This window comes from Alcaligenes sp. 1735tsa3, from assembly GCF_024134565.1.
Taxonomy (GTDB): domain Bacteria; phylum Pseudomonadota; class Gammaproteobacteria; order Burkholderiales; family Burkholderiaceae_B; genus Alcaligenes; species Alcaligenes phenolicus.
Window position 1 is genome coordinate 2,779,811 of sequence record NZ_CP099862.1, and the last position, 24,163, is coordinate 2,803,973.

23 protein-coding genes are annotated in these 24,163 nt (G+C 56.2%); 6 read left to right on the forward strand and 17 right to left on the reverse strand.

Features of this window, described 5'->3' with window-relative positions:
* The first annotated feature begins 65 nt into the window (after window positions 1–65).
* The gene (locus NIZ92_RS12960) at window positions 66–677 is read left to right on the forward strand and encodes a glutathione S-transferase family protein (RefSeq protein ID WP_009456225.1); all 612 of its coding nucleotides are present in this window, start codon (window positions 66–68) and stop codon (window positions 675–677) included.
* A 59-nt stretch (window positions 678–736) separates the two neighbouring features.
* Here NIZ92_RS12960 and NIZ92_RS12965 read toward each other — a convergent pair whose 3' ends face one another.
* Window positions 737–1,582: an AraC family transcriptional regulator gene (locus tag NIZ92_RS12965; protein ID WP_009456223.1), complete on the reverse strand. Its 846-nt coding sequence runs from the start codon at window positions 1,580–1,582 to the stop codon at window positions 737–739.
* 83 nt (window positions 1,583–1,665) lie between these two features.
* Between NIZ92_RS12965 and NIZ92_RS12970 the strand changes: the two genes are divergently transcribed.
* Window positions 1,666–2,760 carry an alpha/beta hydrolase gene (locus NIZ92_RS12970; RefSeq protein ID WP_254002080.1) on the forward strand — a complete coding sequence of 365 codons (1,095 nt, stop codon included), beginning with the start codon at window positions 1,666–1,668 and terminating at the stop codon, window positions 2,758–2,760.
* Here the strand turns inward: NIZ92_RS12970 and NIZ92_RS12975 are convergent.
* The 6 genes from NIZ92_RS12975 to NIZ92_RS13000 form a co-directional block, all read right to left on the reverse strand.
* Window positions 2,747–3,559 (reverse strand): sulfite exporter TauE/SafE family protein, encoded by an 813-nt coding sequence (locus NIZ92_RS12975; RefSeq protein ID WP_009456212.1) that lies wholly within the window; start codon window positions 3,557–3,559, stop codon window positions 2,747–2,749. The two genes, NIZ92_RS12970 and NIZ92_RS12975, sit on opposite strands and share 14 nt — an antisense overlap.
* Window positions 3,560–3,568: 9 nt before the next feature.
* Window positions 3,569–4,684, reverse strand: coding sequence for a tRNA 2-thiouridine(34) synthase MnmA (gene mnmA / locus NIZ92_RS12980; RefSeq protein ID WP_254002081.1), 1,116 nt, complete (start codon window positions 4,682–4,684; stop codon window positions 3,569–3,571).
* Between the two features lie 201 nt (window positions 4,685–4,885).
* Window positions 4,886–6,307 (reverse strand): FAD-binding oxidoreductase, encoded by a 1,422-nt coding sequence (locus tag NIZ92_RS12985; RefSeq protein WP_022983265.1) that lies wholly within the window; start codon window positions 6,305–6,307, stop codon window positions 4,886–4,888.
* A 26-nt stretch (window positions 6,308–6,333) separates the two neighbouring features.
* A complete protein-coding gene (gene aroG / locus NIZ92_RS12990; protein ID WP_269465265.1) occupies window positions 6,334–7,428 on the reverse strand; it encodes a 3-deoxy-7-phosphoheptulonate synthase AroG in 1,095 nt (364 codons plus the stop codon).
* Between the two features lie 485 nt (window positions 7,429–7,913).
* On the reverse strand, window positions 7,914–8,144 hold the full coding sequence (locus NIZ92_RS12995) for a YbdD/YjiX family protein (RefSeq protein WP_009456207.1): 231 nt from the start codon (window positions 8,142–8,144) through the stop codon (window positions 7,914–7,916).
* A 1-nt stretch (window position 8,145) separates the two neighbouring features.
* Window positions 8,146–10,233, reverse strand: coding sequence for a carbon starvation CstA family protein (locus tag NIZ92_RS13000; protein WP_254002082.1), 2,088 nt, complete (start codon window positions 10,231–10,233; stop codon window positions 8,146–8,148).
* 520 nt (window positions 10,234–10,753) lie between these two features.
* Here NIZ92_RS13000 and ehuB point away from each other — a divergent pair.
* The 4 genes from ehuB to ehuA all read left to right on the forward strand — a co-directional run bounded on the left by ehuB (window position 10,754) and on the right by ehuA (window position 13,871).
* The gene (ehuB, locus tag NIZ92_RS13005) at window positions 10,754–11,620 is read left to right on the forward strand and encodes an ectoine/hydroxyectoine ABC transporter substrate-binding protein EhuB (protein ID WP_035272602.1); all 867 of its coding nucleotides are present in this window, start codon (window positions 10,754–10,756) and stop codon (window positions 11,618–11,620) included.
* Window positions 11,621–11,722: 102 nt separating this feature from the next.
* Window positions 11,723–12,394 (forward strand): ectoine/hydroxyectoine ABC transporter permease subunit EhuC, encoded by a 672-nt coding sequence (gene ehuC / locus NIZ92_RS13010; protein WP_009456199.1) that lies wholly within the window; start codon window positions 11,723–11,725, stop codon window positions 12,392–12,394.
* 2 nt (window positions 12,395–12,396) lie between these two features.
* The gene (ehuD, locus tag NIZ92_RS13015) at window positions 12,397–13,089 is read left to right on the forward strand and encodes an ectoine/hydroxyectoine ABC transporter permease subunit EhuD (protein WP_083053302.1); all 693 of its coding nucleotides are present in this window, start codon (window positions 12,397–12,399) and stop codon (window positions 13,087–13,089) included.
* Window positions 13,086–13,871, forward strand: a complete 786-nt coding sequence (gene ehuA, locus NIZ92_RS13020) for an ectoine/hydroxyectoine ABC transporter ATP-binding protein EhuA (protein ID WP_009456195.1) — start codon at window positions 13,086–13,088, stop codon at window positions 13,869–13,871. Before ehuD ends, ehuA begins: the two co-directional genes overlap by 4 nt.
* A 273-nt stretch (window positions 13,872–14,144) precedes the next feature.
* Here the strand turns inward: ehuA and NIZ92_RS13025 are convergent, their stop codons facing one another.
* The 10 genes from NIZ92_RS13025 to NIZ92_RS13070 are packed head-to-tail and all read right to left on the reverse strand — an operon-like array spanning window position 14,145 to window position 23,996.
* On the reverse strand, window positions 14,145–15,785 hold the full coding sequence (locus NIZ92_RS13025; protein ID WP_254002083.1) for a thiamine pyrophosphate-binding protein: 1,641 nt from the start codon (window positions 15,783–15,785) through the stop codon (window positions 14,145–14,147).
* Window positions 15,786–15,796: 11 nt separating this feature from the next.
* Window positions 15,797–17,263 (reverse strand): aldehyde dehydrogenase, encoded by a 1,467-nt coding sequence (locus NIZ92_RS13030; RefSeq protein ID WP_254002084.1) that lies wholly within the window; start codon window positions 17,261–17,263, stop codon window positions 15,797–15,799.
* Between the two features lie 12 nt (window positions 17,264–17,275).
* Window positions 17,276–18,067, reverse strand: a complete 792-nt coding sequence (locus NIZ92_RS13035; protein WP_035272597.1) for an aspartate dehydrogenase — start codon at window positions 18,065–18,067, stop codon at window positions 17,276–17,278.
* Between the two features lie 9 nt (window positions 18,068–18,076).
* A complete protein-coding gene (locus NIZ92_RS13040) occupies window positions 18,077–18,871 on the reverse strand; it encodes an SDR family oxidoreductase (RefSeq protein WP_035272596.1) in 795 nt (264 codons plus the stop codon).
* The gene (locus tag NIZ92_RS13045) at window positions 18,868–19,695 is read right to left on the reverse strand and encodes an alpha/beta fold hydrolase (protein ID WP_254002085.1); all 828 of its coding nucleotides are present in this window, start codon (window positions 19,693–19,695) and stop codon (window positions 18,868–18,870) included. Before NIZ92_RS13045 ends, NIZ92_RS13040 begins: the two co-directional genes overlap by 4 nt.
* A 28-nt stretch (window positions 19,696–19,723) precedes the next feature.
* Window positions 19,724–20,488 carry an ABC transporter permease gene (locus NIZ92_RS13050; RefSeq protein ID WP_035272595.1) on the reverse strand — a complete coding sequence of 255 codons (765 nt, stop codon included), beginning with the start codon at window positions 20,486–20,488 and terminating at the stop codon, window positions 19,724–19,726.
* Window positions 20,489–21,274 carry an ABC transporter ATP-binding protein gene (locus NIZ92_RS13055; RefSeq protein WP_042481933.1) on the reverse strand — a complete coding sequence of 262 codons (786 nt, stop codon included), beginning with the start codon at window positions 21,272–21,274 and terminating at the stop codon, window positions 20,489–20,491.
* The gene (locus NIZ92_RS13060) at window positions 21,267–22,277 is read right to left on the reverse strand and encodes an ABC transporter substrate-binding protein (RefSeq protein ID WP_052159448.1); all 1,011 of its coding nucleotides are present in this window, start codon (window positions 22,275–22,277) and stop codon (window positions 21,267–21,269) included. Before NIZ92_RS13060 ends, NIZ92_RS13055 begins: the two co-directional genes overlap by 8 nt.
* Before the next feature lie 23 nt (window positions 22,278–22,300).
* Window positions 22,301–22,903, reverse strand: coding sequence for a cupin domain-containing protein (locus NIZ92_RS13065; RefSeq protein ID WP_052159462.1), 603 nt, complete (start codon window positions 22,901–22,903; stop codon window positions 22,301–22,303).
* A 43-nt stretch (window positions 22,904–22,946) separates the two neighbouring features.
* A complete protein-coding gene (locus NIZ92_RS13070; RefSeq protein WP_035272594.1) occupies window positions 22,947–23,996 on the reverse strand; it encodes a porin in 1,050 nt (349 codons plus the stop codon).
* Window positions 23,997–24,163 lie beyond the last annotated feature (167 nt).

Genomic DNA, 24,163 nt, shown 5'->3' on the forward strand with positions numbered 1-24,163 from the left:
CTGCGGGACGTTCGCCCATAGGTTCCTGCTATACTTTTTGAGCCTGCAACTTTTGATAGCTTTTTATGAAACTTCTAGCTTCCCTCACCAGCCCATACGCGCGCAAAGTGCGTGTTGTCATGGCGGAAAAAAAGCTCGACTACGAGCTGATTCTGGAGGATGTGTGGGCCGATGACAGCGATATTCTGAAGCACAATCCACTGGGCAAAGTCCCCTGTCTGATTATGGATGATCAGGCAAATCTGTTTGACTCCCGCGTGATCGTCGAGTATCTGGATACCCTCTCGCCCGTCGGCCGCCTGATTCCCCAAGCCGGACGTGATCGCGCTGCAGTCAAATGCTGGGAAGCCATTGCCGATGGCTTGCTTGATGCCTGCGTTGCCATCGTGGTGGAAAAACGCCGTCCCCAAGAGCTGCGTCTACCCGCCTGGATTGACCGCCAAAACAGCAAGATTACCGCCGCCCTGCAATCCATGAACAACACCTTGGGTGACCAATCCTTTTGCATGGGCACCAGCTTTAGCCTGGCCGACATTGCCGTAGGCTGCGCACTGGGTTATCTGGATCTGCGCTTTCCTGAACTGGACTGGCGCTCGCAGTACGGCAATCTGCAACGCCTGGATGAAAAACTCCAAGCGCGCCCCTCGTTTGCCAGCACCTTACCGCCTACGCAGTGAGCGTTGCGCCAGCAAGCCAGGGCCCATTCTTTTGAATGGGTTTTTTTATGTCTGCTGGTTCAGGCCTCGCCCAGCAATCGGTACATCCAGAAGGCCTCATCAGACTTCATGCGCTGGGCGAACTGGGCAGGCGAAAAGCCCGAAACCCGTTTGACCTCTCTGCCAAAATGAGACTGGTCGCTATACCCGGCTTGCAACGCCACATCAGACCAGACCGGATTTTCCTGCTGCTGCACCAAGGCAAAAGCACGTTCGGCACGCACATACAGCTGCAGCTCACGCTGGCTCTGCCCGGCCCAACGCTTGAATTGCCTTTGCATCTGACGCAAGCCCGTTCCCGTGCGTGTTGCTGCCATCCGCATCCCCAATGCCGTCAACCAATGATGCAAGGTGGCAGCACCTTCTGTCGCCAGACAGCCATGAGCACAACGATGAATTGCCGCCTCCAGTTGTTCGAATAAAGGGCCTTCTTCTGTGCCAGCTTGCCCAAGTGTCTGACAGCTGGCAGCGGGCAAGACCTGCTCCATGGGCAGTACCTGATCCAGAAAGTCGCTGGCCTCGATACCAAACACACGTTTCAAGGCATCCGGATACAGTCCAATCGAAATCGCATGGACAGGCCCCGGAGACCAGCTAATGGAAGGTGTGCGCGAAGGCCCGGCAAACAGCATGCCGGGCAGGGGCTCTGACAGTACCGGACTCCCTCCATCCACGGGCGTCTGCACCATGTGCAGCTGGCCATGGAAAACCCAGGACAACACCACCAGGGGCGAAGCCGGATAACAGTTCAGACGTTGCTGCGGCAGCAGATCCAGAGCACGGGTATCACGCTCCACGCCCAGATGGATAATGGACGCCGTTTTTCGGCTGGGGTGATGCAAACGGGCACAAGGCAAAGCAGACATGGGAGGTCGTTTCCGTTCTATCCGGCCCAGGCAAGCCGGGCCACACTGAAAGTCCTTTTATCCTACTTCAGCCCCGCCCTTTTATGCCCAAAACTATCTTGCAAGGTTCCTGGTCTCATCGTTGCCGAAGCGCCCTCACCCTCTGGTCCACCACCATAGACGTACTGGCTCGACGTATCATCGCCAAGCCGCTAGTGCCCGGCTGGTCTGTGCCTTTTGAAATCGCCACCCTGTTCTATCGCAAGCAGTTCAACCACGCCTTCCGCTTGCCAACCATAGCTGAAGGCCGCGCCTATTTCGACAGCCTGTACACGATTGCCGAACCGGACTTGCCCGTCCAGATGCAGGCCAGCACGTCCCCAGAACCGCGGGGAGACTGGTTCATTCCAGATCGCCCGAACAGCAGCAAAACCATCTTGTACTTTCATGGCGGCGGCTATGCTTTCTACCCAATCGTGTCACGCCACTTCATTCGTCTGCTGGCCTACAAGCTGCAAATACCCATCTTCGCCGTGGACTACCGCCTGACCCCGGAGCACCCTCACCCGGCCCAACAGGAAGATGCGCTAGACGCCTACCGCTATCTGCTTGGACGTGGAATCCCCGCCCAGGATATTGTCCTGGCAGGCGACTCGGCAGGCGGACACCTGGTGCTGATGAGCTTGGTCGGCCTGCGTCAAGCGGGACTGCCCCAACCTTCTCTGGCCTTGGCACTAAGCCCCTGGACGGATATAGGACGACGCGGCGCCAGCCAGTTTGGTCATGATCGCTACGATATGGTGCAGGGCTATCAAACGCTGCAATACGGTCAATGGCTAAAGGGCAACGGCCCCTGGAGTGATGATCGGCTCTCACCCATTGCACAGGATCTGCGCTATCTGGCCCCCATCTACATTCAGGCAGGCGGCAAGGAAATTCTGGTCGACATGATCCGGGATTTTGCCCGAGAGGCGCACAAGCAGGGGGCCAATATACGGCTGGATGTCTGGCCGGATATGACGCACGAATTTCATGCTTACGGCAGCACACTACCGCAAAGCGAGCAGGCAATGACTGCGCTACAGACAGCAATTCACTGGACAGCTGGGGGAGTTTTTGAGCCGGCAGAAGAAACCGAACTGAATGGGCTGGACTGTGCGTATGGCAAAGTCCAGCCAGAAAACATCAAGCCTGTGTGATGGCCTGCGTAATCATGTAGATCGCCAGCACAGTCAACATGCCAGCAAAGATGCGCTTGAGCGTCACCTGATCGATCTTGTGGGCCAGACTGGCCCCCAGGGGGGCGGTACAAATACTGGTGGCCGAAACAATCAACAAGGCCGGCCAGTAGATAAAACCAATCATGCCGGGGTGGCTGCCAAAGGTGGCCTGCCCGGACCAGATATAACCCACGCTATTGGCCAGAGCAATGAAAAAGCCCAAGGCGGCCGAGGTAGCGACGGCCTGCCGCACAGGCACATTGCCGCGCAGCATGAAGGGGACGGACAAGAAGGCCCCACCCGCCCCCAGCAGACCGGACACGAAACCGATCAAGGCTCCCATGGCAGCAATCCAGAATGGGGCAGGCAAAGAGCGGCCTTGCACCGGGGCCGACTTACGTGCCATTTTGGAGGCCGAATACAGGACGAACACACCGAACACAATCGCCAGCGCCGTGCTGTTGATCATGGCAAAAATCGCGCCGCCCGACAGCAGCCCGCCCAGGATCAGGCCGGGCACCATGACCTTGACCACATCCCAGCGAATGGCACCATGTTTATGGTGCGCCCTCACACTGGACAAGGAGGTGAACAGAATCGTAGCCATGGCCGTGGCAATGGAAGCATGCACGGCCAGCTCTTGCGGCACACCAAACAGCGGTAGCAGAAAGGTCAGGAACGGCACCAGAATCATGCCTCCGCCAATCCCCAGCAGCCCGGCGGCCAAACCAATACCGGCACCCAGCACCAGCAAACTGATGACAAGAATGGGATCCATGCCCGCCTCTTATTGAATAATGCCGCCGCCCAGGCAGCGGTCACCGTCGTACAAGACCACGGATTGGCCCGGCGTTACGGCCCATTGGGGCTGATCAAAATGAAGAGACAGGCTGTCGCCTTCGGCAGCCAGGATCGTGCAGGCAGCATCGGCCTGGCGATAACGGGTCTTGGCATGAGTCGGGCCCAGCGCTGGCGGATGGCCCGCTACCCAACTGGTCTGCTCGGCCTTCAATTCAGACTGCAACAGCCAGGGGTGATCGTGCCCTTGCACCACATACAGCGTGTTCGTGGCCAGATCCTTGCGGGCGGCATACCAGGCGTCGGCGGTACCGTCTTCGCGCTGCTTGCCCTTGACACCACCAATGCCCAAACCCTTGCGCTGACCATAGGTGTGGAAAGCCAGACCCACGTGCTGACCCAATACCTGCCCTTCCGGTGTTTTGATAGGACCGGGTTGAGTGGGCAGATAGCGATTCAGGAACTCGCGGAAAGGACGCTCACCAATAAAGCAAATGCCAGTCGAGTCTTTTTTAGCCGCGTTGGGCAGCTTCAGTTCCTCGGCAATACGGCGCACTTCCTGCTTGTTGATCTCGCCCAAGGGGAACAAGGTGCGCGACAGCTGCGCCTGGTTCAGGCGATGCAGAAAATAGCTTTGGTCTTTGGACGCATCCAGACCTTTCAACAGCTGATAGTCTGTACCGCCCCCAGCCATGGGCACGCCACGCACACGGGCGTAATGGCCGGTGGCAATCCAGTCGGCGCCCAAGGTCATGGCGTGATCCAGAAAGGCCTTGAACTTGATTTCCGCATTGCACAGAACATCGGGATTCGGGGTGCGACCTGCCGAATATTCCCGCAAGAACTCCGCAAACACGCGGTCCTTATATTCCGCAGCGAAGTTGACCGCCTCGATCTCGACCCCGACCAGATCAGCCACGCTGGCCGCGTCCAGCCAATCCTGGCGCGAAGAGCAAAATTCGGAGTCATCGTCGTCTTCCCAGTTCTTCATGAACAGGCCCACGACTTCATAGCCTTGCTCTTTAAGCAGCCAGGCCGAGACAGAGGAGTCCACGCCGCCGGACATTCCGATAACGACGCGACCTTTTTTGGTGGAAATAGTCATTGCAGTGATGATGAGAGGTGCCGCATTGGCTGGGCTTTGCGCCCAGTGCGCACCTGACTAACTAAAAAAGGCATTGTACGCCTGCCCTGACACATGTACAGGCAGACACCGCCCGTACCTGGGGTTTCTGGAAAACTGTGCTGCCCAAGACACAAAAGCCCAGACGACATGGTCTGGGCTTTCAAGGCGACTACCGCAGAATCAGTCCAGAGGACGCGGGGGCAACATCTTGCCGGGATTCATGATGTTGTGAGGATCCAGCGCCTGCTTGATGCTGCTCATCACATCCAGTGCATCCTGACCGTGCTCGGCCAGCATGAACTCCATCTTGTGCAAGCCCACACCGTGTTCGCCGGTGCAGGTGCCCTGCATGGCAATGGCACGCTCTACCAGACGATGGTTCAAGCGCTCGGACTCGTCCCACTCTTCCTGACTATCGGCGTCCAGCAGCATCAGGACGTGGAAGTTGCCATCGCCCACGTGACCCACGATGGTGTACGGGAACGGAGCCTGATCCATATCGGCCGCGGTTTGCGCCACACACTCTGCCAAAGCGGAGATAGGCACACAAACGTCCGTGGTGCTGGAGCGGCAGCCAGGGCGCAGTTGCAAACCGGCAAAGTAGGCATTGTGTCGAGCCGTCCACAAGCGGGAACGATCCTCGGCCTTATCGGCCCACTCAAAGTCCATGCCGCCGTTATCACGAGTGATTTCCTGGACAACCTGAGCCTGCTCCTGCACACCGCTGGGGCTGCCGTGGAATTCAAACAGCAGCAAGGGCGACTCTTTCAGCGTCAGCTTGCTGTAGGCATTGGTGGCACGTACAGCGGCCGTATCCATGAACTCGACACGCGCAATCGGGATACCCATTTGAATGACCTCGATCACGCTTTGCACGGCAGAGCGCAGATCGGGGAAATTACAGATAGCCGCCGAAATGGCTTCGGGCTGCGGGTACAGACGCACCGTCACTTCGGTAATGATGCCCAGCGTGCCTTCGCTACCGATGAACAAGCGGGTCAGGTCGTAACCGGCGGAGGATTTCTTGGCACGGTTAGCCGTATCAATAATGCGGCCATCTGCCGTCACAACCTTCAAAGTCAGGACGTTTTCGCGCATGGTGCCGTAACGCACGGCATTGGTACCCGACGCACGCGTTGCGGCCATCCCGCCCAGGCTGGCATCCGCACCGGGGTCGATGGGGAAAAACAAGCCCGTATCACGGATGTGCTCGTTCAAGGCCATGCGTGTCACGCCAGCTTGCACGGTGGCGGTGAAGTCCTCGGCGTTGATTGCGACAATTTCGTCCATGCCGGACAAGTCCAGGCTGACGCCACCTTGAATCGCCAGAAAATGCCCTTCCAGCGAGGAACCAGCCCCGTAAGGAATCAGGGGCACATGGTGTTCATGACAATGACGTGCCACCCAGGCCACTTCTTCTGTGCTGCGAGCAAAAACAACCACATCAGGCAGCATGGGTGGATACGGCGATTCATCCCGTCCATGGTGTTCACGCACAGCGTGAGAAAGCGAGCAACGCTCTTGGAACTGAGCCTGCAAGGCTTCTACAAAACCTTCAGGTAAAGGGCGCCGCGCTAGGTCGGCATGACCGGGAGCATTCATGAGCATTCCAAAAAGGCAAAACCCTATTATGAGTGGCTAAGTGCCCCCTCTTCAAGAGCGACTCGTGCCTGACGACGCTGACGCACCGCTTCAGCCAGTTTTTCCAGAACCACCACCGTGTCATCCCAATCGATGCAACCGTCGGTAATGCTTTGGCCGTAGGTCAAAGGCTTGCCTTCCACCACGTCCTGACGGCCGCCTACCAGATGGCTTTCGATCATCACGCCGCAGATACGCATATCGCCGCCCGAGATCTGACCAGCAACATCGGCCAGCACTTCGGGCTGACGGCGGTAGTCTTTATTACTGTTGGCGTGGCTGGCATCGACCATCACACGCGGCACCATGCCGGCCTTGATCATGGCCTGGCTGGTTGCCTCAACGTTTTCAGCGTCGTAGTTCGGCGTCTTGCCACCGCGCAAAATCACGTGGCAATCGTTATTGCCCACGGTGGACACAATGGCGGAGTGACCGCCCTTGGTGACCGACAGGAAATGGTGAGGCTGGGAAGCGGCCTTGATCGCGTCCAGAGCAATACGGATATTGCCATCCGTGCCATTCTTGAAGCCGACGGGGCAGGACAATCCGGAGGACAGTTCACGGTGAACCTGGCTCTCTGTCGTGCGAGCACCAATGGCACCCCAGGAAACCAGATCAGCAATGTACTGGGGAGTAATCATGTCCAGGAACTCGCAGCCAGCGGGCAAATCCAGCTGGTTGACGGCCAGCAGCAATTCACGCGCCGTACGCAAACCCTGATTGATGTTGAAGCTGCCATCCATGAAGGGGTCGTTGATCAGCCCTTTCCAGCCCACGGTGGTACGTGGCTTTTCGAAGTACACGCGCATCACAATTTCCAGCTCGGGGGCAAAGCGCTTGCGCTCGACCGTCAGGCGACGCGCGTAGTCCATGGCGGCTTCGGTATCGTGGATGGAACAAGGTCCCACCACGACCACCAAACGATCATCGCGTTCGTGAAGGATCTTGTGAATGCTGCGGCGGGCCTTGTGAACCGTCGTCGATACAGCAGAGGTACACGGGAACTCGCGCATCACATGGGATGGGGGAGACAGCTCCTTAATTTCACGAATCCGTAAATCATCAGTATTGTGCGACACGATTGAACTCCAGTTGGTTTGCCAGGTCCGGGGGCAAACGAAAAAAAAGCCGCCCGGTCTATGCTGGCGGCTTATTTCAGGATTTAGGTCTTACTTGTGTTTGGTGCAACCCGTCCTTTCCTCCACCAGCGGCATCGGAAAAGCATAAAAATAAAAGAAGAAAACGGGGGTTGCGAAAGTCATGGGAAAAATCCTAACACAGTTCCTGACGCGCCGCCAACAAAACCAGCAAGATTCATCCACAAAAACGCAGAACAACAAAATATTTATACCAACAGGACCCTAAAAAACACCATCAAACGAAATCATTGTTTCGTTTTGAGTTTTTTATTGGCCCTTTTGTTTCGTGTTATCGCGAAAAACCACGATAAATCGTTTAGATGCCTTGTTTGTCTTATTTTTACATCTACATACAAACCTGATGGCACACTGCCAGGCACAAATGCAAAAGGGCCAGAACACTGGGTTCTGGCCCTTAGCCGCCTAATTTAGCAGCAGGCTATACGCCCTTTGCCACCATACCGGGCTTGCTGTCTCTCCCGGAAAAACTCAGCGTACTCCATCGGTTTCTGATCCGGGTGGTTCACCCGCATATGATTCAGATAGGTTTCGTAATCAGGCACGCCCACCATCAGACGCAAGGTTGTGGCCAGATAACGCCCGGTGCCCCGCCCTGCCTGGGCACTGCGCGAAATGGCTCCTGTCAATAATCCTTTCATATCAAGCTCCTGCTGCCGCTTGAGCCGGCAATGGCTCGTACGGAGTCTCGGCAGAATGCGGCTCCGTGCTGCGACGTGCTTTCAGCACGCAACGGATGCCAAAGAACACCATGCTCAAGACCACAAAGATGAACAGACCGCACAAGGTGGAGTTCACGTAATCGTTGAAAATCACCTGTTGCATCTGCTCCAGAGATTTGGCCGGCGCCATGACAGTTTGTTCCGCCAGACCTTTTTGATAAACCTTGGCGTGGGCCAAAAAGCCAATCTTGGGGTCGGGGTGGAACATTTTCTGAAAGCCTGCCACCAGCGTGCAAATCAGCAGCCAGATAGTGGGAACCACGGTCACCCATGCGTAGCGGTCTTTCTTCATCTTGAAGAGCACCACCGTACCCAATACCAATGCCACCGCTGCCAGCATCTGGTTGGCAATACCGAACAAAGGCCACAAGGTGTTGATACCACCCAGTGGATCGACCACACCCTGATACAGGAAGTAGCCCCACGCCGCCACGCACAAGGATGTGGCAATCAGGTTGGCGACCAGCGACTCCGTACGCCGCAAGCCCGGCACAAAAGTACCCATCAAGTCTTGCAGCATGAAGCGGCCTGCACGAGTACCGGCATCTACCGCCGTCAGAATGAACAGGGCCTCAAACAGAATGGCGAAGTGATACCAGAAGCTCATCATCGCCGGCCCGCCGATGACGTTATGCAAGATGAAGGCCATGCCCACCGCCAGGGTAGGAGCACCACCGGCACGGGAAATAATGCTGTTTTCACCCACGTCGCTGGCCATTTGGGTCAGATCAGCGGGAGTAATCAGGAAGCCCCAGCTGGACACCACTTGCGCGGCCTGCTCAGGCGTGGTGCCAATCAAGGCGGCTGGGCTGTTCATGGCGTAGTAAATGCCCGGCTCGATCACGCAAGCCGCAACCAGGGCCATGATGGCTACGAAGGACTCCATCAACATACCGCCATAGCCGATATAGCGCGCCTGGGTTTCGTTTTCGATCATCTTGGGCGTGGTGCCCGAGGAAATCAAAGCGTGGAAACCGGACACGGCACCGCAAGCAATGGTAATGAACAAGAAGGGGAACAAGCTGCCGGACCAGACCGGGCCTGTGCCGTCAATAAACTTGGTAGTCGCTGGCATTTTCAGCTCGGGCGCCACAATCACAATCCCGATGGCCAGACCCACAATCGTGCCAATTTTCAGGAAGGTGGACAGATAGTCACGCGGAGCCAGCAGCAGCCACACGGGCAGCACAGCAGCAATAAAGCCGTAAATAATCAGCGCCCAGGTCAGCTCCTCGCCATTCAGGGTGAAGAAGGGCCCCCAGGTCGGGTGGGCCGCCACGTTCTGACCATAGACAATCGCAGCCAACAGGAAGATCAGCCCGATCACCGAGACCTCGCCAATACGACCCGGCCTCAGGAAGCGCAGATAAATCCCCATGAAGATAGCCAGCGGAATCGTCGCTGCCACCGTGAAGGTGCCCCATGGCGAATTGATCAGGGCCTTGACCACAATCAGCGCCAGCACAGCCAGAATGATGACCATGATCATGAAAGCGCCAAACAAGGCGATCACACCGGGCACCGTGCCCAGTTCGGACTTGATCAGATCCCCCAGCGAGCGCCCGTCGCGGCGCATGGAGATGAACAGAACCGTGAAGTCCTGCACCGCCCCCGCAAACACCACACCGGCCAGAATCCAGAGCATGCCGGGCAGATAACCCATTTGCGCAGCCAGCACTGGCCCGACCAAAGGGCCAGCCCCTGCAATGGCGGCAAAATGGTGCCCAAAAAGCACGTGTTTATTAGTCGGTACGTAGTCCAGACCATCGTTATGACGCCAGGCTGGCGTCATGCGGGTCGCGTCCAGCTCAAAAACCTTGCGAGCAATGAAACGGCTGTAATAACGATAGGCAATTAAATAGACGCAGACTGCGGCGACTACGATCCATAGAGCATTGATGCTCTCCCCCCGGCTTAGTGCCACCGTTCCCAGGGCAAAGGCCCCCAGCACCGCAACCAGCCCCCAAATCAGATGCTGTTTTATAAAACCGCCCTCTTCTCTGCTCATAGAGCCTCCACGATTTTGCATTAAGTAAGCCTGTCACCAACTTTTTCTTCTGGCCGCGCTTCTGATCTGAAGAAGTCGCCAGCTGCCTGCACAAGAGACGCAATACCGAGTGTGGCAGGCGTTCTTGCGGGGTCAGCACAGTCGTTTGGTACCGTGCATTTCCCGAACCGGCAGGGTTTGAAAGAGCGCCAAAGCGCACTTTCCAAAAGGGTGTCGGCGCGCCCGAAGACGCGCCGAACTCATTCGTGAATCAATCTGGGGTAGGCATAAGCCAGGCGCTTTTGAGAGGACAAGCGCTCTTTAATCCTTGGGAGCATAGTGAAAACACGTACTCAAGACACCACGCATTTTCCCTAAGACCTGCCACTTTCCTTATATAGAAAGGCTAAGCAGACCCTTTGCTCGATAGTTTCTATACATTTAATTTGAGTACGAATGATTTTATAAGCTATGATTTCTCTGCAAATCTTTCGTAAAACAAATCATTTATAACGAAATGGTATAGGCGAGAAAAGGACTCATGATGAAACTACAATCCAAGCCCCTCTGCGCGTTGGCCTTTGCCCTGCTGGGCACCCTGGCTGCCGCCTCCAGCGCCCAGGCAGTCACGCTGGAACAAGTCAAAGAGCGCGGCGTGATTCGCGTCGCCGTTGCTAATGAAATTCCGTACGGATACATGGACATGTCCGGCAAAGCCCAAGGCGCTGGCCCCGAAGTGGCCCAGGCCATCATGGAGCGTCTGGGTGTCAAAGAAATCAAATGGGAAACCGCCAACTTCGGTTCCCTGATCCCCGGCCTGCAAGCCAAACGCTTTGATATGGTGGCCGCCGAAATGGCCATCCTGCCGCAACGTTGCAATACCGTGCTGTTCTCCGAGCCCAACAGCTCCTACGGTGAAGGCCTGCTGGTCGCCAAGGGCAACCCCAAGAACATTCACTCGTACGAAGACTTCGCCAAGACTGATCACAAGATCGCCATCATGGCCGGTGCCGATCAACTGGAAATGATGCAGGCCCTGGGCGTGCCCGATAACCGCATGATCACTATTTCCAACAACGCGGATGCGATCTCCACCGTGGCAACCGGCCGTGCCGATGCCTATGCCGCAACTGGCCAGACTGCCAGTGATCTGGCCTCCAAAGGGGGCGGCAAAGTCGAGCTGGCCGCCGAGTTCAAGGACCCCATCATTGATGGCAACCCGGTTCGTAGCTGGGGCGGCTTTGCCTTTGCCAAGGAATCCGAAGACCTGCGCGACGCCGTGAACAAGGAACTGGCCGAATTCAAGAAAACCGATGAATGGAAAGCCATCCTGAGCAAACACGGCTTTACCGAAGAAGACGCCAAGCACTCGTTTGAGAAATCCACGGAACAGCTGTGTAAAGCCTGATCCTTCACCTGCGGGTAAGGCGGCCGCACGGGCCTGCGCGGCCCCTTGCAAGGGCCGACAGCGCACTGAAGGTGTACCGCCTGCCCTTGTCTGGAACCTGATATGGATTGGTTAAGTTACAGCTCGGCTCTGATGGACGGAGCCTGGGTCACCATACAGCTCACCCTGTATTCAACCGTGGTGGGAGCCATCGCCTCCTTTGCCCTGGGCATAGGCAGGCTGTCCCACTCGGTCGCCTTGCGCTCGCTGTCCGTCACGATTATTGAAGTTTTTCGCGGCACCTCTTTATTGGTACAGCTGTTCTGGCTGTACTTTGCCCTGCCCATTCTGGGCGAGTCCATGGGTCTGGACTGGCGTCTGGACCCGGTCGTGGCCGGCACCCTGGCCCTGGGCCTGAACATTGGCGCTTACGGTGCCGAAGTGGTGCGCGGTGCCATCCAGGCCGTGCCACACTCCCAACTGGAAGCGGCCAAGGCCCTGGACTTTACAGAGCGCCAAACCCTGTGGCGCATCAGCCTGCCCCAGGCCATCCCAGAGATGATGCCCAGCTTCGGGAATCTGGCCGTGCAAAATCTGAAAGACACCGCCCTGGTCTCCCTGATCAGTCTGGGCGACTTGAGCTTCAGAGCTGAACAAATACGCAACTTCACCCAGGACAGCACCACTATCTATACCCTGCTCTTGCTGATGTACTTCGGCATGGCACTGGTGCTGACCGTCCTGATGAAATTGCTGGAACGCGCAACCGGCCGCTGGCGTGCGCAAAGGAGCTGAACATGCTGTTTGGTATTGAATGGGACACCAGCAGCAACGGGGCATTTGCGCTGTCTATCCTGCCTATTTTGCTTAAAGGCTTATGGGTCACCATCCAGGCCGCCGTACTGGGCTTTGGTGTTGCGGCTGTCTTGGGACTGATTCTGGCAGGCCTGAAAAGTGTGCGTCTGCGCCTGATTTCCTGGCCCGCCTATGTGCTGACCGAATTCCTGCGCGACACGCCTTTGCTGGTGCAATTATTTTTCCTGTACTACGTGCTACCGGACTACGGGATTGTGCTGCCCGCCTTTCTGACCGGCGCACTGGCGCTGGGGGTGCAGTACAGCGCCTATCTGTCCGAGGTCTACCGAGCCGGTCTGGAGTCCGTTACCCATGGCCAGACTGAAGCAGCCCGCGCCCTGGACATTTCCCCGCTGCGTACCTTTATGGTCATCACTCTGCCCCAGGCCATCCCGCGCATCATTCCGGCCATGGGTAATTATCTGGTGTCCATCATGAAAGACGTGCCTGTACTCTCTGTTGTATCGGTACTGGAAGTTCTGAATGTGGCCAAGATTATCGGTGACCGTACCTTTAACTACATCATTCCCCTGTCCATGGTGGGCGGCCTGTATCTGCTGCTGACCCTCCTGGCATCCGCTGGGGTACGAGCGCTGGACCAGCGTTTGCCCAAGCAAGGAATCCCCCTGCGATGACTGACTCTACGAACCCCATCATTCAATTTGACAATGTCACCAAGAAATTTGGTGATGTCACCGTGCTGGACGCCTTGAACTTCCAGGTCGAACCAGGTGAAAAAGTCACCATCATCGGCCCTTCCGGTTCCGGTAAATCCACCGTGCTGCGCATTCTGATGACGCTGGAGACCATAGACGAAGGTGTCATCACGGTAGCGGGCAAACCCCTCTGGCACGAGCGGGTCGATGACAAGCTGGTGCCCGCCAGCCAGAACCACTTACGCGAGATGCGCAAGGAAATGGGCATGGTGTTCCAGCAGTTCAACCTGTTCCCGCATATGACGGTGATGCGCAATGTGACTGAAGCGCCCACCCATGTGCTGGGCCTGTCCAAAGAACAGGCGCGCGAACGGGCCACCAAATATCTGGATCTGGTGGGCCTGATCGACCATGCCGACAAATTCCCCAGCCAGCTCTCTGGCGGACAGCAACAGCGCGTGGGCATCGCCCGGGCCCTGGCGATGGAACCCAATATTCTGCTGTTTGATGAACCCACCTCGGCCCTGGACCCGGAGCTGGTGGGCGAAGTGCTGGGCGTGATTCAAAAGCTGAGTCAGGAACAGGATCTGACAATTCTGCTGGTGACCCACGAAATGCAATTTGCCAAGGAAGTCTCAGACCGCGTCTGCTTCTTTGATAAAGGCGTGATCGTGGAATCCGGCCCACCCGAACAAGTGTTCTGCCATCCGCAGGAAGCGCGGACGCAGGCGTTCTTGAGCAACTTTATTCAGGCGGCCTAATTCTTTTTGTTCACAGGGCGGATCAGAGGGAGCGTATAGACCAGCGACACGTCTGTTCGCTGCCTCCATAACCCCAAAAACGTGGCAACAAGAAAGAGTGGCTGATAAAAAACCATCCAGATTTAGCAGACAACACCAAGCTGAACAGGATGATACAGAGGCGAGGTCTGCAACCGCCGGAAGCGGATTTCCACAAGCTGCGGTTTCACACAATCCAGCCGGGGTGGCGCTACCTTACGCAGCATACCACCCTGCTCTGCCACATGAAATGAATCAGTACAGCTTTTTCTGAGGTGGGCCTGAAAAACGTAGTGGTCCGATGCTAGCCATATCCACTTCGACCACCGAGGGGCCTTGATGCTCAATGGCCTGCTTCACCACTGTTTTGAATTCGTCCAACGACGACACCAGATACGCCTGACACCCCATCGCCCGACCCACATCACGATAGCTAGGTGTGTGCAGCTGGTTGTAATATTGCCGATCGTCAAAGTAACGCTTCTGTATGCCACGCATCACGCCATAGCCACCGTCATTCATCACCAGCAAGACCAGGTTGCTTTGCTCTTGTACCATCGTGGCCATTTCACCAATACCCAGCATCAAGCCGCCGTCACCCACCAAGGCCACCACCTTCTTGTCCAGGTTTGCCTTGGCCGTACCGATCGCGTGTGCCAGCCCCAAGCCGATCGCCCCTGCCAAGGAGTGGATGTTTTGCAAGGGGGCTTGTACAGGGAACAGCCGACTGCCCCAGGTACTTCCGGACATGGTGATATCGCGCACCAGGATCGCATCTTCAGGCATGGCAGCACGCAGGGCAAAGCATAGCTCGGCATACGGCCCCAACTGTTCAGTCAATTGGAGTATGGCGGCTTCACGGGCCTGGGTAATCGCGGCATCATAATCCGCATCGACAAAGCAGCAGCCCTGCAGATCTTGCACCAAGGCTGTCAGGGCTTCGTTGGCCTCTGCGCAGACGAACTGGCTGATGGCGTAGTTTCGCTGTTGTGCAGCCGGGTTCGCATCAATTTGCAGGGTGTTGGCAGGAAACTGGATGGAATAGGTTTTGGTTTCATTGCTGCGCAAACGCGAACCGACCACCAAGACCAAATCCGCGTCGGCCAACAGCGTTTCCACTTCAGCCGTATTGTGAAATGCACCCAAACTGCGAGGGTGACTATCTGCCAGGACGCCACGTGCATGTGTAGACGACACCACCGGGATCCCCATATCCGCCAACTGACGGACGGCTTTACCCGCTTTCAGGGTTCCCCCCCCTATCCAGAGCATGGGACGTTTTGCGGCTTTAACGGCTGCGGCCAGTCGGGCTCTGTCGCGCTCTTGCAAAGCAGGCAATTGCAAGGGGGCGGCCGGTTCCAGCGAGATGGGCCAGGCAATGTGTGCAGCCTGCACATCAATAGGAATTTCGACACTTACCGGCCCCATGGGAACGGTGGTCGCAACGCGTATGGCCTCTTGAATCATGCCCACCGCGTTCTCCGGGCTGGTGATGCGATACGCGGCTTTACTGGACGCGCGCAAGAAACCCAACTGATCTTTGGCTTCATGAATGAAACTGGCATCTCTGTCCAGATACTCACGTTCAACTTGGCCCGTCAAATGCAGTACAGGGCTGGCAGCATTGCAGGCTTCGATGAGCGAGCCCACGGCATTGCCAGCCCCTGCCCCCGTACTGGTCAAGGCCACGCCCAAACCAGTGAAACGTGATTCTGCGTCGGCCATGGTGACGCTACCCGCCTCGCCCCTGGCGCATACAAACTGCACCTGCTTGCGGCGGCCCAGCGCATCGGCAATGGGCAAATTGTGAATGGAAATCACGCCATACACATTGCGTACCTGGTGGCTCTCCAACACACGGGCAATGGCCTCACCCACGGAAATGGTTTCTGTCATGTTTGTGTCTCTCATCCTTCACACCACGGATCAGGCTGTGTACTCAGCCCCATATAAATGCTTTTTTGCTGCATGTACGACAAAATACTCAGCCTGCCTTTCTCCCTGCCCACGCCGCTTTCTTTAAAACCGCCAAAGGGTGTGGAGATAGAGAATTTCTTGTAGGTATTAATCCAGACCGTGCCTACATCCAGTGCTCGGGCCAGTTGCCAGGCCTTGCGGTAGTTTTCAGTCCAAAGGCCGGCGGCCAAGCCGTAGACACTGTCATTGGCTTGCTGCAACAAGTCGTGCTCGTCCTCAAACGGCAATACCACCAGCACGGGGCCAAAGATCTCTTCCTGGCACACGCTGGCCCGGTTACCCAGCCCGGTAATAATGGTGGGGGCGTAGTAATTGCCCTGCGCCATATCACCCTCGGTCAGACGGTGCCCACCAACTACAATCTGCCCGCCCTCCTGTTCGGCGCGCCGCACGTAGGCGTCAACCGAACTCAAGTGTTTCTCGTCTATCAGTGGGCCAACTTGAGTCGCGGCGTGCTCGGGATGCCCCACACGCAGCGCTTGTGTTTTAGCGACCAAACGCTGCATAAAGGCCTCATACACGTTTGCGTGTACAAACAAGCGCGCACCGGCGATGCAAGCCTGCCCTGAGGAACTGAAAATGCCGTAGATCACCCCATTTACGGCCAGATCCAGATCGGCATCCTCCAACACCACCGTCGGCGACTTGCCTCCCAGCTCCAGGGAGGTACCAATCAAGCGCTCTGCTGCAATATGAGCCAGCTGACGTCCTGTGCTCGTCCCGCCTGTGAAGGAAATTTTCTTCACCAGTGGATGCTGCACAATGGCATTGCCCACGACTGAACCTTTACCCGGTAACACGCTTAGCAAGCCGGGAGGCAGCCCCGCTTGCTCAAACAGGCGCGCCAGTTCCAAGGCGATCAAGGATGTCGCTTCGGCTGGTTTCAAGATCACGGCATTACCCGCTGCCAAAGCGGGTGCCAGTTTTTGCACTTCAGAGGCAATGGGCGAGTTCCAGGGTGTGATGGCGGCCACCACCCCCAAGGGCTCATGCACACTCATGGTCAACCACTCTCTGGACCGGGCATTGGTCAGCTCTGTATCCAGGGTTTCCAGACACGCGGCGGTATAACGGGCCGTGGCGGCAGCACTCATCACCAAACCACGCGTTTCTGCCAGCGGCTTGCCGTTGTCTCTTGTTTGCAAAGCGGCCAGCTCGGCCACATTCTGCTCGATCAGATCGGCCACTTTATAGAGCACCCGAGCCCGCTCCACGGGCAAGCTATTGCGCCAGGAGGGCTCTTGCCAGGCCCGGTGCGCGGCTTGAACGGCCTCTTGCACATCTTCCAGGCTGGCGGTAGAAAACTCGGCATTCACGCTACCGTCTGCTGGAAAAATGCTGCGCGCAACTGCCCCCCGGCCTTGCCGCCAATGGCCGGCCAAAAATAATGCTTTCATGTTTTTCTCCGCCTAGATGACCAGGGCGTCACCCAGTTGATAGCAAGCGCGCACCACACTCAGTGCTGCCAAGGTGGACGTCTTAGGATTGCTGGCTAAAGCGACGCCCTGCATTTCTATTTGCATCTCACCAAACGTTCCTTCGACACGGATACGATGCTGGTTTCGTGTCATGGCAGGATCAGCAATCAGCTCAACCTGAGTTGCGTCCATGCCCACCCCTGCCAGGGCGATGGTCGCTGCCACGTTTGCATTGGCCGGAAACTTCTGTGCCGCCTCACGAGCCGAGCCTCGGAAAAATACGGTCGCTTCGGTTAGCGCATCCAAATCGACCAGTTGCTCGGCATAGCTGCCTTTCCAACTGGCTGGTTTTTTACGCCCTTGATACACCACACTATCCAAACCCATTGTGCGTGCAGCGGCAATACCATCAACCCCCGCAATAGCGCCAGGCAAAATCTGTAGCTGTGCGCCCTGTGCAACCGCAAATTCACGTATCCCCTGCTCAAACACACTGTCGGCAAACGCCCCCACCGAAATCACGGCCAAAGGCAATTGGCGCTGCAATACCGCTTTGGCATGGGCTTTCAAACCAGCTTGCCCGGCCATCTCCAACACCAGATCTGGCGTTCCCACCATGTCATCCACATGGCTGATCACTTGCACAGCAGGCCCCAGCTCTTGCTGCATGGCGGCCACACCCGCTTCAGTGACAATCACCCATGCCAGTTCAATGGATTCAGGCAACAGGGCATGCACCGTTTTTGCCATGGCCCCATAGCCAATAAATGCTACTTTTTTCATCGTTCTGCCCTAAATTTCCTGACTAAACCCGCCAGACACGTCAATGACTGATCCCGTTGTATAGGAAGACAACGGCGACGCTAAAAACACCAAAGCCCGAGCCGCTTCCACAGGCTTGCCCAGACGTCCCATCGGTATGCCACGCTTGCGGGCAATGCCCGCGAGCCAATCCTCCCAGCTTTGATCAGGATCTGATCTATCCAGGTAGCGACGTTGCCACTGCCCGGACTCCACCATGCCAATCAAAATGGAGTTCACTCGAATGCCTGCAGCCACAAACTCTTTGGATAAACCTTTGCTCAAATTCAACAAACCCGCTCTGGCGGCTGAAGTTGCCATCATGTGCGGCTCAGGTTTGTAAGCCAGCAAGGAGTTCACATTGGCGATGGACGCAATGCTTGACTGGCGCAGATACGGCAAGGCGGCCCGCACGGGATTTAACACACTGAAGTACTTCAGCTGCACTTCCCGTATCCACTCTTCATCCGAGGTGTCTTCAAAGCTGGCAACTTTTCCCTGGCCCGCATTGTTGATCAGCATGTCCACACCGCCGAAACGCTGCGCTACCTGCTCAATAAATTGTTTGACGGCATCCGCATTCAACACGTCGCAACACTGTATATACAGACGATCCGACTCAAAACAGGCCGCCATTGCTTCCCAGGAATCCTGCAGGCGCCCGGAATCCCGTCCGCACCAGGCAACGTATGCGCCTTGCTCAAGCAATAGCCGTACGGTTTCCAGACCTATGCCTGAGGAGCCTCCCGTCACGACGGCCACTTTGCCGCTAACTTGAAAACTCATATGCTGCTCTCCTTCTTGTCCTGCTCGGCATGGCCAAAGACCAGGCGATCAAATAGCGCAGGTTGATCCACGTACAGCAAATGGCCAGCTTGCGGCACTGCCTGTAATTTCAGCCGTGGGTAACTGTGCTGTAAGGCCTGCATCCCGGCAGGTGGAGTAATGCCATCCTCTGTGCCGTACAAAACCTCTATGTCACCTTGAATACTCGGCAGGTAATCATCAATACTGTCGTACGCCAAGAGATAGGAAGACGCTTGGAATCCCTCCAGACGCAGTCGTTTCATTGCCTGCGTCACCATCTGCATGTTTTCGGGTGTCACTTGCCCCAACAGAAACGGCCCACGCTCTTGCGCCATGGCTTCCGGGCCCAGCGCTTCGAGCAGTCGTGGACGTTTCTCGTATACCTGCCGTTGCTGCTCTGCCGAGGTTTTGCCATAGCCCTGTGCCACACTGGCCAACACCAAACGTGACACATCCTCCGGATACAGCGAGGCATAGGCAGTGGCCATCAATGCGCCCAAGGAATGCCCCACCAGCGTGAAGGCGGGCAAACCCACCTCCTGCACCAAGGTTCTCAGTGCCTGAGCGTAATCAGCAGCGCTGGGAGTGGCCGAGGCCAAAGCGACACTGTCGCCATAGCCCGGCGCATCCCAGGCTATCAGCCGGTTTTTCCCCGCTTGGCTTGCAAACTGCTTGGCCCACAAACCCGCAGCCGAACTGATGCCGTGCAGCAAGACGTACACATCGCCTTGCTGCTCCCCGTTATCCCAATAAGACAGGCCAGAAGCCGTCTTACGCATCGCACTCTGTGTGCTCAGTGGCATGTTTTGCCTCCTACTTTCGTGCGATGGCTTATTTCTTGGCCGCTTTTGCCGACTCATGCCAAGGGATCACAACTTTACGCAGTGAACCAACGGTGAAATACAGCACGAAACCAATCATCGCCAAAAGGATTACAACGGCAAACAAGGTATCCACTTCCAGATCCTGCAGCTTGATGGTGGCCAAGTAGCCCAGACCACGCGAACCAGCCACAAACTCAGACACCACGGCACCAATAATGGCCAGCACAATTGCCATCTCCATACCCGTCAGGATGTAAGGCAAGGAGGCAGGGATCACCAGCAGTTTGAAGCGCTGCCAGGTGCTTGCCTTGCCCACCTGAAACACTTCAATCAAACCCGTATCGACAGACTTGGCCCCCAGATAACTATTGGAGAAAACCGGAAAGAAAGCCAATAGCGCCGAGATGATGATCTTGGATTCGATTCCAAAACCAAACCACAAAATGAACAGGGGAATCAGCGCCACTTTAGGCGTCAGCTGCAAGGCGATCACAAAGGGTTTGAAGATCGTGTCCAAGATGGCGATCCGTCCCAGCAACTGCCCCAGCAAGGTTCCCACAATTACCGCGATACAAAAGCCTCCCAGGCACTCGGCCAAGGTGGTGTAGATGTGATAGTAGGTATCATCACGCTGCATCAGCCTCACCAGGGCGTGCACCACATCTTCCGGTGGGGGCAAGACCAGGGGGGACACGTCAAAACCACTGACATAGGCTTTCCAGAGCAGGAAAAACACCAGCACGGAAATGATTTGAATAAGTAGACGATTCACTTACAACTCCAGATGCTGACGCAGTTCATCACATAGACGGGCAAACTCGGGATCACCCAAAAAGTTTGTGCGCGGACGCTCCAACGTAATAGGAATTTCGGCGACCACACGTCCCGGGCGCGCCGACATCACAATGACCCGATCCGCCAAGTGCACCGCTTCACTGATAGAGTGCGTAATCAGGAAAGCACCAAATTTCTGATCCATCCAGATACGCTCTGCATCAGCGATAATTTTTTCCCGGGTCAAGGCATCCAATGCCCCAAACGGTTCATCCAGCAGCAATAAATCGGGCTGGGAAAACAGGGCGCGCGCAAAAGACGCCCGTTGGCGCATCCCACCGGACAGCTCAGCCGGGCTCTTGGTTTCAAAGCCTTTCAACCCCACCATGTCGCATAGCAACAGCGCCCGCTGTTCATCTTCAGCGCTGTAACTGCCCGCTTGCATCAACTTGGGCAGCAGGATATTTTTCTGGATATTCATCCACGGCAAAAGTCGGTGCTCTTGAAATGCCACACCGATATCGGGCGTTTTCTTGTCGGCCGTAGCGGGCCAGTTCACCTGACCGGAGGTGGGCTGTTCCAAACCACATAACAAGCGCAGCAAGGTGGACTTGCCGCAGCCTGATGGACCAATTACTGCCACAAACTCACCGGCCATGATGTGCTGATTAATGTCTTGCAAAGCAATGGTCGTACCGGTAGAGGTCTTGAAATGCTTGGAGACACGGTCAAAACGAACGATGGGCGGTGCGTCAGTGGACGGTTTTTTTGCTAGCTCAGACAACGGTAGACTCCCAGATGGCATTGGTATAGAGCTGTCTGGAGGTTTCCTTCATCAGACCGGCACCCTGCAACAAGCGAGTCGCTTCATCCCACTGCTCGGGCACATTACGCAAGACATTTTCTTTACCGTGCGCCAACCACAACTCACGGTTGCCTTTCAGGTCGCCCAGCGCAATATCTTCTTTTTCAATACCTGGCACATCGAAACGACGCGCAATCGTGCGAATGACTTCCAGCAGTTGCGCATCGTCCATATCCGCCATCGCCAAGATCGCCGAGCGGGTGCCTTGCAAAAATGCGACGTGCTGCTCGCGGTTGGATTCCAGATCCTCTTCACTGGCCACATAGACTTGACCAGGCACACCGTCGTCTACAGGCAGCGCCACCAAAGGCAGTTCGGCAGCACGCAGGCGCGATACCGTGCTGGCATTGCCAAAAAATGCGGCAATACGGCCCGCCTCCACCATCGCGAACGACGCCGGACCGTCAGCAACACGCTCACGACGCACCGACTTGGGGTCCACGCCTGCTTTGGCCAGCATCAAGTTCAAGGTGGCCTCCATAGAACCACCGAATGACGCCACGCCAACCACTTTCCCTGCCAGTTCCTTCACGTCCCGAACTGGGTGGCTCTGGGAAGAAATCACCACAAAAGGTGAAATCTGTGACACCGTGCCAAAGGCCAGAACATCGGAGTTGTCTTGGGCGCGCGCAGACAGATAATTGGCGCCACCGGTGCGGCCAGCTTCTACCTGCTTGGCGGCAACCAGCTGTATGGCCTGACCGGCCCCCCTGCCCACTTCTACTTTGACGTTCACATCCAGTTTGTCGAAACCACCCGACGCGCTGGCATACAAGACGGGCGCGAAGGCCAGGGACAGCGTGAAAGGGGTCAGGTACGTGTAGGTCCCCCTTGCCTTGGCAAAGGCCACGCTGGCGCTCAGGGGCAAACTCATTGCCCCCAAGGCGCCGGCGCTATAAACCAGAAATTTCCTGCGGTTCATATGGAATCGCTCCTTGATAGGATTTAGGTGGGCTGCTTGTTTTGCGCAGCGGCCTTTGCCTGCATACGCAGCTTCTTGGCGGCAGTCAGCGGATGGTCTTCGGGATAGTCAGGCAAATCAGGCCGGTTCGCCCCCAGCATCACGCACATCAAGGACTCTTCTTGACCCTCATTGCGCAAACCGCGGTACACACCCGGTGGCACCGAAATAACGTCACGTTCATTCAAGACAACTTCGCAACGCTCTCCCTTGTATTCCAGGAACAGACGGATACTGTCGCCGCGCAAAATGAAAAAAGCTTCCTCAACGTCGTGGTGCACATGCAAGGGGCCTTCACAACCAGCAGGCAAGATCATGGTGGAAAACGTGAAATGCTCTGCCGGAATGACGTTGTCGTCATGGGTTACGCCCGCTGCTCCTGTGCCGATGTAGCGAGTTTGCGCTCGACGGTACGTCGGGTTCACCTCTGCTTGCCAACCTAGTGCATTCCAATCGTACTGACGGCTTTTGCGGCGAGCGATGCGTGATTCAATCCACTCTTGCAAACTCTTGTCCTGTGGACGCTTCCAGCTCGCAAACAGAGGAGATTCCTGATCGGGAACCGGCACAATTTGTTCTGTTGTCATATCACTCATGGCTTTCCTTTCTACTCCCAAAACATCAAAACAATCAAAATGAATGCTGCAGCCCAACACCGAGCTGGTGTTTGCGCTGTTTTTCGTCAATAAAGTGGTTGCGCACGCTGTACACGTTGCCCATCGCATACACGTTGGTGCGCTTGGAGAGTTGATAGCGGTAACCTGCTGCAAAACCGCCATTGTTCGAGAGCATGGCGCGCTGATAACTCAGCATGGCCGTCCCTCTTTTTCCAGTAGGAATGGACGCGCCGACCGTAAAGGCGCGATCTTTGTCGCCCCCTGTTTTCACATAGCCAGGCGCAGGGTTCAGGTTAATGTTGCGCTGCTCGTTATAGCCGCTGAACAAACGCACGACGCCAAAGTCATAAGACAAACCAAACTGCAGGTTTTGCGCCTTGCGATTATTACTATCTTTAATAGGATTCAAGCGCTCGTAGGTCAGCGCCGCCTTCAAGGGGCCATTGCTATAGCGCAAGCCAGCGGTCAGAACACGATTGTTGTTGGATGAGCCAAAAGACTGTTCATCAGCAGTGGAAAAGCTATAACCAATACCGGCTTCCAGCCCACCGACAACAGGCGTCTGATACGTCACCGCATTGCTCAAGCGACCATCTGCACCGTAGTCGCCGCTTTTATACCCGAAGGTAGAACCGATGCCGTTACCAGACCATGCCACGCCAAACGGGCTGGCAATAAAGGGCGTCCACGAATAGCCAAAAACAGTTTGCCGACCAAACTTCAGTTCACCAAAACCGCCCTTGATTCCTAAGGTTGCTTGCCGTCCAAAGAGGCGGCCTTGGGTGGAGGTGCCGGTCGTCGTCAACAAGCCGCCTTCCATTTGGAAGGTCACGGAATAACCATTACCCAGGTCTTCACTGCCGCGGATACCAAAGCGCGATTGACCGGCAATCCCGCTGGCCATTCCAAACTTTCTGCTGTCATCCAACTGTTTTTCCAGCAACAGGCCGCTGTCCAGCAAGCCGTAGAGCTGCACGCTGCTTTGCTGGGCCAACGCAGCGCCGTGCCCAGCACACGCCATGACCAATACACCCACTACTGCCCCCATTCGTCCTTTACTCATCCCTTACCCTTTCTGTTTCACTAGTGAAATGTTGTTTTATATTAGGAACATAAAGTATAAAATCATTTAAACTTCGAGAGAAATGAGTAGAAACCCTTTAAGCATGAATCACTTCAGACGGGCACGCCGCTGTCTATCACAATAGCGGCGCCCACTCTTATACTTAG

What these genes read in the sequence shown, in the direction of transcription:
- NIZ92_RS12960 (WP_009456225.1), top strand. Translation starts at nt 66, where the DNA reads ATGAAACTTCTAGCTTCCCTCACCAGCCCATACGCGCGCAAAGTGCGT.
- NIZ92_RS12965 (WP_009456223.1), bottom strand. Translation starts at nt 1,582, where the DNA reads ATGTCTGCTTTGCCTTGTGCCCGTTTGCATCACCCCAGCCGAAAAACG.
- NIZ92_RS12970 (WP_254002080.1), top strand. Translation starts at nt 1,666, where the DNA reads ATGCCCAAAACTATCTTGCAAGGTTCCTGGTCTCATCGTTGCCGAAGC.
- NIZ92_RS12975 (WP_009456212.1), bottom strand. Translation starts at nt 3,559, where the DNA reads ATGGATCCCATTCTTGTCATCAGTTTGCTGGTGCTGGGTGCCGGTATT.
- mnmA (WP_254002081.1), bottom strand. Translation starts at nt 4,684, where the DNA reads ATGACTATTTCCACCAAAAAAGGTCGCGTCGTTATCGGAATGTCCGGC.
- NIZ92_RS12985 (WP_022983265.1), bottom strand. Translation starts at nt 6,307, where the DNA reads ATGAATGCTCCCGGTCATGCCGACCTAGCGCGGCGCCCTTTACCTGAA.
- NIZ92_RS12995 (WP_009456207.1), bottom strand. Translation starts at nt 8,144, where the DNA reads ATGAAAGGATTATTGACAGGAGCCATTTCGCGCAGTGCCCAGGCAGGG.
- NIZ92_RS13000 (WP_254002082.1), bottom strand. Translation starts at nt 10,233, where the DNA reads ATGAGCAGAGAAGAGGGCGGTTTTATAAAACAGCATCTGATTTGGGGG.
- ehuB (WP_035272602.1), top strand. Translation starts at nt 10,754, where the DNA reads ATGATGAAACTACAATCCAAGCCCCTCTGCGCGTTGGCCTTTGCCCTG.
- ehuC (WP_009456199.1), top strand. Translation starts at nt 11,723, where the DNA reads ATGGATTGGTTAAGTTACAGCTCGGCTCTGATGGACGGAGCCTGGGTC.
- ehuD (WP_083053302.1), top strand. Translation starts at nt 12,397, where the DNA reads ATGCTGTTTGGTATTGAATGGGACACCAGCAGCAACGGGGCATTTGCG.
- ehuA (WP_009456195.1), top strand. Translation starts at nt 13,086, where the DNA reads ATGACTGACTCTACGAACCCCATCATTCAATTTGACAATGTCACCAAG.
- NIZ92_RS13025 (WP_254002083.1), bottom strand. Translation starts at nt 15,785, where the DNA reads ATGACAGAAACCATTTCCGTGGGTGAGGCCATTGCCCGTGTGTTGGAG.
- NIZ92_RS13030 (WP_254002084.1), bottom strand. Translation starts at nt 17,263, where the DNA reads ATGAAAGCATTATTTTTGGCCGGCCATTGGCGGCAAGGCCGGGGGGCA.
- NIZ92_RS13035 (WP_035272597.1), bottom strand. Translation starts at nt 18,067, where the DNA reads ATGAAAAAAGTAGCATTTATTGGCTATGGGGCCATGGCAAAAACGGTG.
- NIZ92_RS13040 (WP_035272596.1), bottom strand. Translation starts at nt 18,871, where the DNA reads ATGAGTTTTCAAGTTAGCGGCAAAGTGGCCGTCGTGACGGGAGGCTCC.
- NIZ92_RS13045 (WP_254002085.1), bottom strand. Translation starts at nt 19,695, where the DNA reads ATGCCACTGAGCACACAGAGTGCGATGCGTAAGACGGCTTCTGGCCTG.
- NIZ92_RS13060 (WP_052159448.1), bottom strand. Translation starts at nt 22,277, where the DNA reads ATGAACCGCAGGAAATTTCTGGTTTATAGCGCCGGCGCCTTGGGGGCA.
- NIZ92_RS13065 (WP_052159462.1), bottom strand. Translation starts at nt 22,903, where the DNA reads ATGACAACAGAACAAATTGTGCCGGTTCCCGATCAGGAATCTCCTCTG.
- NIZ92_RS13070 (WP_035272594.1), bottom strand. Translation starts at nt 23,996, where the DNA reads ATGAGTAAAGGACGAATGGGGGCAGTAGTGGGTGTATTGGTCATGGCG.